This is a genomic window from Phenylobacterium sp. (assembly GCF_030651755.1).
Classification (GTDB): domain Bacteria; phylum Pseudomonadota; class Alphaproteobacteria; order Caulobacterales; family Caulobacteraceae; genus Phenylobacterium.
The window spans coordinates 15415-28848 of record NZ_JAUSBZ010000064.1; the positions used below are offsets into that span (position 1 = coordinate 15415).

Below are 13434 nucleotides of genomic sequence, written 5' to 3' on the forward strand. Positions count from 1 at the left end.
CGCCCATCACGAACGGTCACACATCTTTTCATCCGCTGACGTCGCCTCTAGGGTCGCCGCCAGAACAAGGCGCCCGGAAGAATGGCGTCAGGCCCTGGGAGGACTTCGCCTTTGACCGGCACCTATGACCCCCGCGACAGCCAGATCTCCATATTCGACGCCCTGATCGCTGCTCGCACGCAGTTCGGCGCCAAGAAGCCGATCCTGGAAGATCAGGAACGCAATCCGCTCACCTATACCGGCCTGATCCAGGCCTCGTTTGCGCTGGGCCGCAAGATCGCCGGCTTCACCGCCAAGGGCGAGCGGGTGGGCGTGATGTTGCCGTCCAGCGCCGGTGGCGTCGTGACCTTCTTCGCCCTGCACGCCATCGGCCGCACGCCGACCATGCTGAATTTTACGGCCGGCATTCGCAATCTGAAGGCCGCCTGCGAGCTGGCCGGGGTGAAGACCGTCCTCACCTCCCACCGGTTCATCGAACAGGGCAAGCTGCATGATCTGGTCGACGCCCTCGAGCCGATCGCCCAGGTGGTCTATCTCGAGGAGGTTCGGGAAAAGGTCGGCCTCGCCGACAAGCTGTTCGCCGCCGCCGGCGGGGTGATGACGCGGCAGTTTCGGGCCAACAGCAAGCCCTCGGACCCCGGGGTGATCCTGTTCACCTCCGGCAGCTTCGGCGCGCCACGGGGGGTCGTGCTGAGCCAGGCCAATCTGGTGGCCAATGTTCAGCAGATCGCCGCCCACATCGCCCTTGATCCCGATTGGGTGATGTTCAATCCGCTGCCGATCTTCCACTGCTTTGGCCTCACCGGCGGCGTGCTGCTGCCGATCCTGACGGGCATGAAGGCCTTCCAGTACCCCTCACCCCTGCACACCAAGCAGATTCCGCCGCTGATCAAGGACTCCCAGGCCTCGATCCTGCTGGCCACCGACACCTTTGTGAACCAGTACGCCCGCGCCGCTGAGCCGGGCGAACTGTCGGGGCTGAAGTTCGTGGTCTGTGGGGCCGAGAAGGTGCGCGAGGAGACTCATAACCTGGTGGCCGAGCGCTTCGGCCCTATTCCCCTGCTCGAGGGCTATGGCGCCACCGAGGCCGCGCCCGTGATTGCGGTGAACAAGCCGCTCGACAATCGCCGGGGCACCGTCGGCGGCCTGTTGCCCGGCATAGAGACCCGGCTGGAGCCGGTGGAAGGCATTCCCGGCGGCGGGCAGTTGTTCGTCCGCGGGCCCAACGTCATGTCCGGCTACCTCGCCGCTGACGGCTCAGTTGAGGCCCCCGTGGACGGCTGGCACGACACCGGCGACGTGGTCAGCATGAGCAACGACCACTGGATCAAGATCCAGGGCCGGGTGAAGCGCTTCGCCAAGGTGGCCGGCGAGATGGTCTCCCTGACGGCCGCCGAGGACATCGCCGTGGCGGTCTGGCCTGATTGCCGCCACGCGGTCATCGCCGTGGCCGACCCGCGAAAGGGCGAGCGGCTGATCCTGCTGACCGACCGCCGCGCTGCTCAGGTCGACGCCCTGCTCGCCCATGCCAAGAGCGTCGGCACGCCGGAACTCACCGTGCCGCGCAAGATCATCGTGGTGCCGGAAATCCCGGTCCTTGGGACGGGCAAGACCGACTATGTGGCTATCCAGCGGATGGCCGAGGCGGAACTGCGCCGGGTCGGCTGAGGGGGCGGCTCGAGCCGCCGGTCAGGCGTGCAGCACCAGGCCGTAGGCGTCCAGGGCCGATTCATGCATCGCCTCACTCAGGGTGGGGTGGGCGAAGACCGTGGCGTGCAATTCCGCCTCGGTGGCCTCCAGCGTCATGGCCAGGGCGAAGCCCTGGATCATCTCTGTGACCTCGGCCCCGATCATGTGCGCGCCGATGAGCGCCCCGGTGTCGGCGTCGAACAGAGTCTTCACAAACCCCTCGGTCTCGCCTGCTGCGATGGCCTTGCCGTTGGCGCGGAAGGCGAAGCGCCCGACCTTCACCTTGCGTCCCGCCGCCTTGGCCGCGGCTTCGGTGAGTCCCACCGAGGCGATCTGCGGGTTGGCGTAGGTGCAGCCGGGGATGGGGGCGTTGAGATTCTTGGCCGGCTGGCCGGCGATGTGCTCGACGCAGTGCACCCCCTCATGGCTCGCCTTGTGGGCCAGCCATGGCGGACCGGCCACGTCGCCGATGGCGTAAAGACCCGGCACGCCGGTGGCGCCATGGGCGTCGGTGACCACGTGGGTCTTTTCGATTTTTACGCCCAGGGACTCCAGCCCCAGGTCTTCGACATTGCCGACGATGCCGACGGCGACGATGGCCCGCTCGGCCTCCAGGGTCTCGGTCTTCCCGCCCGTCTCGATCTCCACGACCACGCCGGCCTTCGACTTGGTGAGCTTCTTGACGGTGGCGCCGATGCGAAACTTCAGACCCCGCCGCTCGAAGGCCTTGCGGGCGGCGGTGGAGACCTCTTCGTCCTCCACCGGCAGGATGCGCGGCAGGGCCTCGACTACCATCACCTCGGCACCCAGGGCGCGGTAGAAGCTGGCGAATTCGATGCCGATGGCGCCCGATCCGATGACGATCAGCGACTTGGGCGCCGCCTTGGGAACCATGGCCTCGCGATAGGACCAGACCCGGTCGCCGTCCGGCTCCAACCCGATCTGCGGCAAGGTGCGGGCCCGGGCGCCTGTGGCGAGGATGACGTGCTTGGCCTGCAGGGTGCGCTCGCCGCCGCGCTTCTGGGCGATCACCACCTTCGGCGCCGGTGTGCCCTTCTCAAGACGGGCGGTCCCCTCGATCACCTCGATCTTGTGCTTGCGCATGAGGAAGCCGACGCCGGAATTGAGCTGGCCGGCAACCTTGCGCGAGCGCTCCACCACCTTGGCGAAGTCGAAGCGGGGCTTGTCGGCGGCCAGCCCGTAATCGGCCAGGTGATGCAACTGCTCATATACCTCGCCGGACTTGAGCAGCGCCTTGGTGGGGATGCAGCCCCAGTTCAGACAGACCCCGCCCAGGGCCTCGCGCTCGATGATGGCGGTCTTCAGGCCAAGCTGGCTGGCGCGGATGGCGGCCACATAGCCGCCGGGGCCTGCGCCCACGATGATGACGTCGAAATCCATATGAATTGGCCCCTTAGACCATCATCGCCAGGGGCTCTTCGATCAGAGCCTTGAACGCTTCCAGCCAGCGGGCGCCGGTCGCCCCGTCCACGACCCGATGGTCGCATGTCATGGTCACCGACATGACCGTGGCGATGGCCAGTTGATCGCCGCGCACGACCGGCTGCCGGGTCCCTGCGCCCACGGAGAGAATGGCGCCCTGGGGCTCGTTGATGATCGAACCGAACGACTTGATCCCGAACATGCCGAGGTTGGAGACGCTGAAGGTGCCCCCCTGGAACTCCTCGGGCTTCAGCTTGCGGGTGCGGGCGCGCTCGGCCAGGTCCTTGGTCTCCCCGGCGATCTGCGCCAGACCCTTGGTCTCGCACTTGCGGATGATCGGCGTGATCAGGCCGCCCTCGACGGCGACCGCCATGGCGATGTCCGCATGGTGGTGCAGGGCGATGCCTTCGGGGGAATAGGAGGCGTTGGCTTCCGGGACCCGCTTCAGGGCCACGGCGCAGGCCTTGAGGATGATGTCGTTGACGCTGACCTTCACCCCGTCCTTTTCCAGCATCTTGTTGATGCGGCCGCGGGCCTCGAGCAGGCGGTCGATCTCGAGATCGATGGTCAGGGGGAAGTGGGGCACGTCGCGGAAGGAATCCGTCATCCGCCGCGCCACGGTCTTGCGCATGCCATCTAGCGGAATGAGGTCGTAGCTGCCCTCGGGGATGCCCATCTGCTGCAGGGACTGGACCGGACGGGTCTCGCCGCGGCGCTCGGAGGTCGGGGCTGGCGAGGCGGCAGAAGCCGCGGGCTTCGCGCCCGGCTTGGCCTCCTTGACGTCCCGCTCGATGATCCGGCCGTGCGGCCCAGAGCCGGTGATCGATGAGAGATCGAGCCCCTTCTGCTCGGCGATCCGTCGGGCCAGGGGCGAGGCGAAGATGCGCTCGCCGCCCTTGGCCGAAGCGGGCCTGGCGGTCGCAAGCTCGGCCTTGGCGGGTGCGTCAGGCTTCGACTCGGCCTTGGCGGGCGCCGCCTCAGGGGCGGCCGCTTCCTCAGGCTGGGGCTCAGGCGCCTTGGCTTCGGTTCCCCCAGACAGGCGGGCGATGGGCGCATTGACCTTCACGCCTTCGGTCCCGGCCTCGACGAGGATCTCCTCGACGACGCCCTCATCGACGGCTTCGACCTCCATGGTGGCCTTGTCGGTCTCGATCTCGGCGATCACGTCGCCGGCGGCGACGGTGTCGCCCTTCTTGACCAGCCATTTGGCGAGGGTGCCCTCCTCCATGGTGGGCGACAGCGCCGGCATCAGGATGTCGGTCATACGGATTCCTTGGAGAGGTGCGCGAGGCCCGCGGCGTGGGCCTCCCAGTTCTGGCCGTCAAAGGGTTCGATGTCGAAGTCCAGCCCCTCGGCCGGGTCCAGGCAGCGGACATTGACCGACCAGCCATCGGGATTGGACCGGGGGCGATAGAAGCTCTTCACCCCGCACACCTTGCAGAAGGTGTGCTGGGCCACGCCGGTGTTGAAGACATAGGTGGTGATCTGGTCCTGGCCCCCAGTCAGGCGGAAGCGACTGGCCGGCACGATGGCGTGGATGAACCCCGTCATGGCGCAGATCGAGCAGTTGCACGCCTGGACGGTCACCCGCGCCGGGAGGGCGGCCTCAAACCGCACCGCGCGGCAGTGACAGCCGCCGCTGCGCCAGGTCAGGTCAACCGACGCGGTCATGAGCGATAGCAGACCGCCTTGGCGGCTTTCACGATCTTCTCCACCGACGGCAAGGACGCGGCCTCCAGATTGGCCGCATAGGGCAGCGGCACATCTTCCTGGCAGACCCGCGCGGGCGGGGCGTCGAGATAGTCGAAGGCGTGCTCGATCACCCGGGCGATCACCTCGGCGCCGACACCCATGGGGCCCCAGCCCTCCTCCACCGTCACCAAGCGGTGAGTCTTGCGCACGCTCTCGACGACGGTGTCGTGATCGAGCGGGCGGATGGTGCGCAGATCGACCACCTCGGCTTCGATACCCTCAGCGGCCAGTTCCTCGGCCGCCTTCAGGGCCAGGCCCACCATGCGCGAATAGGCGGTGATGGTCACATCGGCGCCCGTGCGGCGCACCTTGGCCACGCCGATGGGCAGGACATAGTCCTCCCCCTCCGGGACGTCGAATTCCTGGCCATAGAGCATCTCGTGCTCCAGGAAGACGACCGGGTTTGGGTCACGAATGGCGGCCTTCAGCAGCCCCTTGGCGTCCGCTGCGTCATAGGGGGCCACCACCTTGAGTCCCGGTACGTGGGCGTACCAGGCGGCAAAGTCCTGGCTGTGCTGGGCCGCGACCCGCGCCGCCGCGCCGTTGGGGCCGCGGAACACCACAGGCGTGGTGATCTGGCCGCCGGACATATAGTGGGTCTTGGCCGCCGAATTGATGATGTGGTCAATGGCCTGCATGGCGAAGTTCCAGGTCATGAACTCCACGATGGGCTTCAGGCCCGCCATGGCCGCGCCCACCCCCAAGCCTGCGAAGCCGTGCTCGGTGATCGGCGTGTCGATCACCCGGCGCTCGCCGAACTCTTCCAGAAGGCCGCGGCTGACCTTATAGGCGCCCTGGTACTGGCCGACCTCTTCGCCCATCAGGAAGACGGTCTCGTCCCGGCGCATTTCCTCGGCCATGGCGTCGCGCAGGGCGTCGCGGACCGTGGTCTTGACCAGCTTGGCGCCCGCGGGGATCTCGGGATCCGTCGGCGCCTTGGCGGGCCGCACGGCGGCAGGCCCTTCGCCTTCGGACTGTTCGGCCTTGGCCTCGGCGGGTCCCTTCTTCTCCGGATCGCCGGAGGCCTCAGGGGCCTCTGGAGCCTGAGGGGACTCGGCCTTGGTCGCCGCCGCGCCGCCGGACAGGCGGGCGATAGGGGCATTGACCTTCACCCCTTCGGCGCCGGCCTCGACCAGCAACTCCTCGATCACGCCCTCATCGACCGCCTCGACCTCCATGGTCGCCTTGTCGGTCTCGATCTCGGCGATCACATCGCCAGACGCGACGGTGTCGCCCACCTTCACGTGCCATTTGGCGAGCGTCCCCTCCTCCATGGTCGGAGACAGGGCCGGCATCAGGATGTCGGTCACTGGGGCGCCTCCACATAGACCTCGGTATAGAGCTCAGACAGGTCCGGCTCGGGGGACGTGCGCGCGAATTCGGCGGCGTCGGCGACGATCCGCTTCACCTCGGCGTCGATAGCCTTCAGGGCCGCGTCATCGGCCACCCCTTCGCGCTCCAGGCGTTCGCGCAGATGTTCAATGGGGTCGCGGGTCTTGCGGACCTCGTCCACCTCTTCCCGAGTGCGGTACTTGGCCGGATCGCTCATGGAATGGCCGCGATAGCGGTAGGTCTTCATCTCCAGGATGAAGGGGCCATCGCCATTGCGGGCGTGGGCCGCGGCCCGCTTGGCGGCGTCGCGGACAGCCAGAACATCCATGCCGTCAACCTCTTCGCCCGGAATCCGGAAGGAGGCGCCGCGCTTGTACATGTGAGTCTCGGACGACGAGCGCTCCAGGGACGTGCCCATGGCGTACTGGTTGTTCTCGATCACATAGACGACCGGCAGCTTCCACAGGGCGGCCATGTTGAAGCTTTCGTAGACCTGGCCCTGGTTGGCGGCTCCGTCGCCGAAATAGGTGAAGGCCACCTTGCCGTTCTCGCGGTAGCGGTTGGCCAGCGCCAGGCCGGTGCCCAGGGGGGCCGGGGCGCCGACAATCCCGTGACCGCCATAGAACTCGGCCTCGCGGGAGAACATGTGCATGGACCCGCCCTTGCCCTTGGACGAGCCGCCGGCCCGGCCGGTCAACTCGGCCATGACCTCCTTGGGGTCCATGCCGCAGGCCAGCATATGGCCGTGGTCGCGATAGGCGGTGATGACCTGATCGCCCTTCTCCTGGATCGACTGGACGCCCACGGCGATGGCTTCCTGGCCGATATAGAGGTGGCAGAAGCCGCCGATCAGACCCATGCCATAGAGCTGGCCGGCCCGTTCCTCGAACCGGCGGATGAGCAGCATGTCGCGATAGAAGCCGAGCAGCCTGTCCTTGCCGAGGCTCTCGACGGTCTCGGCCGAAGAGTCGCCGGCCTTGGCGGCCTGTTTGGCGCGCGCCATGTTTCACTCCCGGGTGGTGTTTGCGTTCAGCACCCTAACCCAGAGCCGGCCGATCCGTCAGCCGCCCACCGAGTCGTCGTGCTGGATGCGGATCACATAGTCCCTGGGATGGCTGTATCCTAGAAGAGACCGGGCCCGCTCCTCCAGAAGATCGGCTGAAAGCGACGTGTCGCGCAGCAACATCGCCCGGGTCTCCAGATCCTGCCTCTGAGCCGTCAGGCGCTTCAGCTCGGCCGATTTCACCGCCAGCGTATAGTCCCGCTGGGCCGAGGTCAGCAGGCCCTGATCGCCGGTAAAGGCATGATAGGCGAAATAGATGATCAGGAGCGCCAGGGCGGCGGTCGAGATGTAGGAACGGACGGCTGTGAGCACGGTGATTCCACGCAGCGGATGGGCCAGAGTCGTCAATTGTGCTTAATTTTGCGTTGCAGCTCAGCCGTTTGCCGTCGAAACTCGCCGCTATGGATCGGAAGCACCCTCCCAATTGATCTGAGCGCTCCGCTGACCGGCTGAGGCGTTCTGCGGCATGGCTGCTGCCGCCGCTTGGGCGTGCGCCCTATTCTCTCGTCGCCGCCCTGCTGCTGGTGGGATTCGCCGACGAGTGGTTCACCTTTCTGCCGGCCGGTGTTCTTGAACCCCTGCGCGAGGACGTCGGCCTAAGCTATGCCCAGGGTGGCCTGGTCCTGGCCGCGCTCAGTCTTGGCGGAACCGTTGGGATCGTTTTCCAGGCCGCGGCCGACTATGTCAGTCGGCGCTGGCTCTCGGCCTTGGGGGCCCTGGCCTATGGCGCAGCGATGGTCGCCTTTGGCCTCTCCGACTCCTTCATCATGCTGTTCGCCGCCGCCTTCGTCTGGGGGGCGGCCAGCGACGCCTTCATCCATGGCTGTGAGGTGGCCCTGGTGGACCTCGCCGGCGACGACCTGCCCCGGGCGCTGGGCCGGGTAAACGCCTGGTCGGCCGCAGGCGACCTGCTGGCGCCCCTGTCCCTGGCCCTGGCCGCAGCCGTCGGATTGGGCTGGCGAGGGCTCTTCCTGGCGGGCGGCGGGCTGATGCTGGCCTACGGACTGTGGCTCGCCAGCCAGCGCTTCCCCCCGCCGCACAGGCGTGAGGGTGAGGTGCGCCCCGGCCTCGACCTGCTCGCCCTGATCACCGATGGGCGGGTCCTGCTGATGGCGGTGATCATGGGGCTCTTCAGCCTGCTGGACGAGCCGCTGCTGGCCTTCCTGATCGCCTATCTCGACCAGGTCGCAGGCTATGGCCCCGGGCTGGCGGTCATCCTGTCAGCCGGCGCGCTGGTGGGCGGATTGCTGGGCCACGGCCTGACCGGACGTCTGATCCCCGCCACAGCGCCCGGGCGGGCCCTGATCCCGAGCGCGCTGGTCGCCGCCCTCAGCCTGCCGGTCATGGCCTTTGGCCCCCAGGCGTGGCTGGTCGTCGCCGGCGGCCTGGTCTTCGGGTTCAGCGGGGCGGTCTTCTACACGGCCCTGCAGAGCCGCGTCCTGACCCTGCGGCCTGGACAGGCGGGATCGACCGGCGCCGCGGTGTCGGCCATCGGCCTGGCCGGCGCCGGCTTCCCGGCGCTCGTGGGCCTTGCCGCCGACGCCTGGGGCTTGGCGGCGGGACTGGGCCTCTATGTGGCCGTACCCGCCGTCATGCTGGTCCTCACCCTGCGCCTGAGCCGGGACGACAGCTAGATGTGCTTGAGCGCCTTGCGGCCGACATAGAGGGCCTGGTCGCCCAGCTCCTGCTCGATGCGCAGCAGCTGGTTGTACTTGGCCGTCCGGTCAGAGCGGGCCAGCGAGCCGGTCTTGATCTGTCCGCAGTTGGTGGCCACAGCCAGGTCGGCGATGGTGGAGTCCTCGGTCTCGCCTGAGCGATGGCTCATCACGGCGGTGTAGCCGGCCCGGTGGGCCATATCCACGGCGTCCAGGGTCTCCGACAGGGTGCCGATCTGATTGACCTTCACCAGGATCGAGTTGGCCAGGCCCTGGTTGATACCATCCGACAGCCGGGCCGGATTGGTGACGAACAGGTCATCGCCCACCAGCTGGATCTGGCCACCCAGCTTGTCGGTCATGAGCTTCCAGCCGGCGAAGTCATCTTCCGAACAGCCGTCCTCGATCGACACGATGGGGAACTTGGCCACCAGCGCGGCAAGATAATCGACCATGCCGGCCGGATCGAAGGTCTTGCCCTCCCCGTCCAGCACATACTTGCCGTCCTTGAAGAACTCGGTGGCGGCCACGTCGAGGGCCAGGTGGAAGTGGTCGCCGCAGCGATAGCCCGCCGCCTCACCGGCCTTGACGATGAAGGCCAGCGCCTCTTCGGCGCTGCCGATATTGGGGGCGAAGCCGCCCTCATCGCCCACATTGGTGTTGTGGCCGGCGTCTTTCAGGGCCTTCTTCAGGCTGTGGAAGATCTCGGCGCCCATGCGCAGGCCCTCGGCGAAGGTGTCGGCGCCGGTGGGCAGGATCATGAACTCCTGGATGTCGATGGGATTGTCGGCGTGCGCCCCGCCATTGATGATGTTCATCATCGGCACCGGCAGCACCCGGGCCGAGACTCCGCCCACATACTTGTAGAGCGGCAGGTTGGCGCTGATGGCCGCGGCCTTGGCGGTCGCCAGGCTGACGCCGAGGATGGCGTTGGCGCCCAGGCGCGACTTGTTGGCCGTGCCGTCCAGCGCGATCAGGGTGGCGTCCAGCCGACGCTGATCCTCGGCCTCGAAGCCTGACAGGGCGTCATAGATCTCGCCGTTCACCGCATCGATGGCTTCCAAGACGCCCTTGCCGAGATAGCGCCCCTTGTCCCCGTCCCGCTTCTCCACCGCCTCGTGGGCGCCCGTGGAGGCGCCCGAGGGCACGGCGGCCCGGCCGAGCGCGCCGTCTTCCAGGATCACGTCGACCTCGATCGTGGGGTTGCCGCGGCTGTCGAGGATTTCGCGGGCGGTGATGTCGACGATCTCGGTCATGGCGGTCCTCACAGGCTTGGCGGCGCAGGGTTGCAAAAAGGCCCGGGAGGCTTAGCCACCTTCGCCCCGCGCGGCAATCGGCCACGCAAAAGGCCCCGCCCGGTCCGGGCGAGGCCTTGATGTCTTGCGACGAAAGACGGCTTTCGAAAGAGCCTTAGTCTTCCTTCGGCGTAAGGACCTGACGGCCCTTATACATGCCGGTCTTCAGGTCGATGTGGTGGGGGCGCTTCAGTTCGCCGGTTTCCTTGTCTTCGACAAAGGAGTTCTTGCCCAGCGCATCGTGGGAGCGCCGCATGTTGCGCCGCGAGGGCGATACTTTTCGCTTAGGAACGGCCATGGGAATCTCGCAGGCGTATAAAAATTGAGACGGCGGCCGCGGGGGCCGCCGACATGAGCGCGCGTGTATGACGCAATCCGCCGGGAGTTTCAAGCGCCTGTGTGGTCTGAGACGGCGAGCTCATCGGTACTCCTCGGTATCCCGGCACCGAGTAATGGCGGGGTTTACTTCCCACGGTCTGCATCGTGTTCCGCACTCAAACCAAGGCTTCCGCAGCGCCGTGATATCGTCACAGCCGACACCGCCCTCTGAAGGCACCTCGACACCAGCGAGGCCAGCTGCGATTTCGCAGGAGGCTATCCGCTCATCGGCAACAAGTCTCGACATGGCAAAGCCAGCCTGTCGGCAATCGGCGATGGTACGGAAACCAGGAATGCGAATGTGGTCGTCGCTATTGGCCCGTGCATACCAAAATAGGTCCACGGGCTCGTTCACGGGACCGCTAGGCTCATCCCCGGGAGCGCACGACGAGAGAAGGGCAAGCGCGCACACGACCCCGCATCTCAAGGCAAACTGATGGAAAATCACTTGCCCAAGCCCCCCAGCTTGCCATTTGGATGCTAGCGCAAACGAGAGTAGCGGCCTGCACGCCCCAGTGACAATCGCAGATGCCTAAGGGGGAGAACCTCTTCCCCCTACGATGGGAGGCTAAACCAGCCGGCTCCGTTCCTTCGCCGCGCCGATGAAGCTGGCGAAGAGGGGGTGGGGTTCGAAGGGGCGGCTCTTCAGTTCGGGGTGGAACTGGACGCCGATGAACCAGGGATGGTCGGACCGCTCGCAGATTTCCGGCAGGACCCCGTCCGGCGACAGGCCTGAAAAGGTCAGGCCCGTGCCCTCGATGGCCTCGCGATAGCCGATATTGACCTCATAGCGGTGGCGGTGGCGCTCGCTGATCGCATGGCCGCCATAGATGTCCGCCACCCGGGACCCCGGTGTCAGGACCGCGTCATAGGCGCCCAGGCGCATGGTGCCGCCCAGATTGTCGCCCTCGCCGCGGGTCTCCCGCTCATTGCCCCGCACCCATTCGGTCATCAGGCCGACGACGGGTTCGGAGGTGGGACCAAATTCCGTGGAGGAGGCGTCCTTCAGGCCGGCCAGATTCCGGGCCGCCTCGATCATGGCCATCTGCATGCCGAAACAGATGCCGAAATAGGGAATCTCGTGCTCCCGGGCGAAGCGGACCGCCTCGATCATACCTTCAGAGCCCCGCTGACCGAAGGCGCCCGGCACCAGAACGCCATGCACCCCGGTGAGGCGTTCGGAGATCAGACTCTCATCGCCGCCCTCGAAGGCCTCGCCCTCGACCCAGTCGAAGCGGACGCGGACATTGTTGGCCACGCCGCCATGGACCAGGGCTTCGACCAGGGACTTATAGGCGTCGGTCAGGCCGGTATATTTGCCGACGCCAAACTGGGGACACGCACCACTTTTGCAAAATAGTACGTGTCCCCACTTATCAATTCTCCCTACGTATCCAACCAACGCGACCCAATTGGACCTAATCGTAGACCGGGTTAGGGACTACCAGAGCCACGGGATTAACCACTGCACTAGGATACTAAATGACTGATCAGACGAATGGACTGCCTGTCCCTGCGCAGATAACGGACGACCCGCGGGCAATAGAAATGCTTCGAGTTTGGGCGGCTGGGGGACAACAAGTCGTCTCACTGAATCCCAATCTATGGGACGACCCTGCTCACTGGGGCATAATGCTGGTTGATCTCGCGAAACATATCGCGAGCGCTTACGCGCAGTCTGGCCGGTACGACTCTACGTCAGCGTTAGACCGCCTCAAGCAAGGGTTCGATGTTGAGTGGACGTCACCAACGGATGCTTCCCCGAACTGACGTCGACCCGTCATTCTGCGGGTGCCTGGGCGAAGTGCTTCTATCTCGGAGGGCTATCTCGGAGGGCAAGATAAAAGGGCTTCGGATCCTCGTTGAGGATCAACAGCTTGCGGGGTTGCATCGACTTGCGTGAAGTCGTGGTCGCTGATGGGCGCCTAGCGGGCTCTGATCCCGAACCCTGAGCGCTGAAATCCCCATCGAGAAAAGCCGGCCCCAGAGGGGTCCAGGAGGGGCGAGAAGCAAGCTTGCTTGCTTATACACCTTACGCACACCTGCGGTTCGGCTAGTCCATTGAAACGACAGAACAAGTGGGCGTGTGCGGCCTCGAGACTGGGACACGTACACTTTCTTCCCGGTCTAAGTCGTACGTCGCGTGTTTCGCCGATCGAGCCCGCAAGACCGTCACTCGCAGTAGCACGCCATGGCGCTGCGGACGGCGACGCCGTCGCCGAACCTGTTCCGCAGTGGGGCGGCGGCGTCCCACGCAAGCTTCAACGAGATCTATGCGCCGCTGAACCCGGGCGCCCAGGGGCAAGCCTTTACCGCCACGACCTACCGGGTGGCGGAGGGCGACACGCTTCGCACGGTCGCGCTGAAGGTCTGGGGGGACGAGGGGCTCTGGTACGTCCTGGCGGAGGCCAATGGCCTGAACGGGACCGAGCCGCTGGCGGCCAACCGGGTGCTGGTTGTGCCGAACAAGGTGGTCAACGCCCAGAACAAGAGCTCGACCTTCCGGGTCTATGATCCGGGTCAGGTGCTGGGCGATATCCAGCCGCAGCAGCCGGCGCCGGCCGATCAGGTGTCGCAGCAGTCGAAGAAGAAGGGCTGCGGGACCGTCGGCAAGATTCGCGGACTATCCGCTTCCAGACCCAAGGGCAGATGCGCCCTCCCCCTAAACCAACCGGCTCCGTTCCTTCGCCGCGCCGATGAAGCTGGCGAAGAGGGGGTGGGGTTCGAAGGGGCGGCTTTTGAGTTCGGGGTGGAACTGGACGCCGATGAACCAGGGATGGTCGGACCGCTCGCAGATTTCCGGCAGGACCCCGTCCGGCGACAGGCC

The 13434-nt window shown here is 66.2% G+C and carries 12 protein-coding genes and 2 pseudogenes; 4 read left to right on the plus strand and 10 right to left on the minus strand.

What is annotated here, in order from left to right; translation table 11 throughout:
- Positions 1–81: 81 nt before the first annotated feature.
- Positions 82–1668 (plus strand): AMP-binding protein, encoded by a 1587-nt coding sequence (locus Q7V15_RS06590; protein ID WP_370689780.1) that lies wholly within the window; start codon positions 82–84, stop codon positions 1666–1668.
- A gap of 21 nt (positions 1669–1689) precedes the next feature.
- Here Q7V15_RS06590 and lpdA read toward each other — a convergent pair whose 3' ends face one another.
- Genes lpdA through Q7V15_RS06620 form a run of 6 tightly spaced genes read right to left on the minus strand, consistent with a single transcriptional unit; the run spans position 1690 to position 7591 of the window.
- The gene (gene lpdA, locus Q7V15_RS06595) at positions 1690–3096 is read right to left on the minus strand and encodes a dihydrolipoyl dehydrogenase (RefSeq protein ID WP_304754642.1); all 1407 of its coding nucleotides are present in this window, start codon (positions 3094–3096) and stop codon (positions 1690–1692) included.
- Positions 3097–3103: 7 nt separating this feature from the next.
- Positions 3104–4396 carry a pyruvate dehydrogenase complex dihydrolipoamide acetyltransferase gene (locus tag Q7V15_RS06600; protein ID WP_304754635.1) on the minus strand — a complete coding sequence of 431 codons (1293 nt, stop codon included), beginning with the start codon at positions 4394–4396 and terminating at the stop codon, positions 3104–3106.
- Positions 4393–4803, minus strand: coding sequence for a GFA family protein (locus Q7V15_RS06605; protein ID WP_304754636.1), 411 nt, complete (start codon positions 4801–4803; stop codon positions 4393–4395). Before Q7V15_RS06605 ends, Q7V15_RS06600 begins: the two co-directional genes overlap by 4 nt.
- Positions 4800–6194, minus strand: coding sequence for a pyruvate dehydrogenase complex E1 component subunit beta (locus Q7V15_RS06610; RefSeq protein ID WP_304754637.1), 1395 nt, complete (start codon positions 6192–6194; stop codon positions 4800–4802). The genes Q7V15_RS06605 and Q7V15_RS06610 overlap by 4 nt, the downstream gene beginning before the upstream one ends.
- Entirely contained in the window at positions 6191–7219 is a 1029-nt protein-coding gene (gene pdhA / locus Q7V15_RS06615; RefSeq protein ID WP_304754638.1) for a pyruvate dehydrogenase (acetyl-transferring) E1 component subunit alpha, read from the minus strand. Before pdhA ends, Q7V15_RS06610 begins: the two co-directional genes overlap by 4 nt.
- A gap of 57 nt (positions 7220–7276) precedes the next feature.
- Positions 7277–7591: a septum formation initiator family protein gene (locus Q7V15_RS06620; RefSeq protein WP_304754639.1), complete on the minus strand. Its 315-nt coding sequence runs from the start codon at positions 7589–7591 to the stop codon at positions 7277–7279.
- 212 nt (positions 7592–7803) lie between these two features.
- Here Q7V15_RS06620 and Q7V15_RS06625 point away from each other — a divergent pair, with 212 nt between their 5' ends.
- Entirely contained in the window at positions 7804–8913 is a 1110-nt protein-coding gene (locus tag Q7V15_RS06625; RefSeq protein ID WP_304754640.1) for a sugar MFS transporter, read from the plus strand.
- On the opposite strand, the gene eno is transcribed toward Q7V15_RS06625, so the two are convergent.
- The 3 genes and pseudogenes from eno to Q7V15_RS06640 form a co-directional block, all read right to left on the minus strand.
- Positions 8910–10190 carry a phosphopyruvate hydratase gene (eno, locus tag Q7V15_RS06630; RefSeq protein ID WP_304754641.1) on the minus strand — a complete coding sequence of 427 codons (1281 nt, stop codon included), beginning with the start codon at positions 10188–10190 and terminating at the stop codon, positions 8910–8912. The genes Q7V15_RS06625 and eno overlap by 4 nt on opposite strands.
- 154 nt (positions 10191–10344) lie before the next feature.
- Positions 10345–10527, minus strand: coding sequence for a 50S ribosomal protein L32 (gene rpmF / locus Q7V15_RS06635; RefSeq protein ID WP_293409299.1), 183 nt, complete (start codon positions 10525–10527; stop codon positions 10345–10347).
- A 648-nt stretch (positions 10528–11175) separates the two neighbouring features.
- Positions 11176–11931 (minus strand): annotated as a pseudogene (locus tag Q7V15_RS06640) (CTP synthetase); the annotation flags it as partial.
- Between the two features lie 158 nt (positions 11932–12089).
- Between Q7V15_RS06640 and Q7V15_RS16485 the strand changes: the two are divergent.
- On the plus strand, positions 12090–12377 hold the full coding sequence (locus tag Q7V15_RS16485) for a DUF5076 domain-containing protein (RefSeq protein WP_370689781.1): 288 nt from the start codon (positions 12090–12092) through the stop codon (positions 12375–12377).
- A gap of 421 nt (positions 12378–12798) precedes the next feature.
- A pseudogene (locus tag Q7V15_RS06645) lies at positions 12799–13059 on the plus strand (hypothetical protein); the annotation flags it as partial.
- Between the two features lie 210 nt (positions 13060–13269).
- Here Q7V15_RS06645 and Q7V15_RS06650 read toward each other — a convergent pair.
- On the minus strand, positions 13270–13434 hold a 165-nt coding region (locus Q7V15_RS06650), incomplete at its 5' end, for a hypothetical protein (protein ID WP_304754643.1).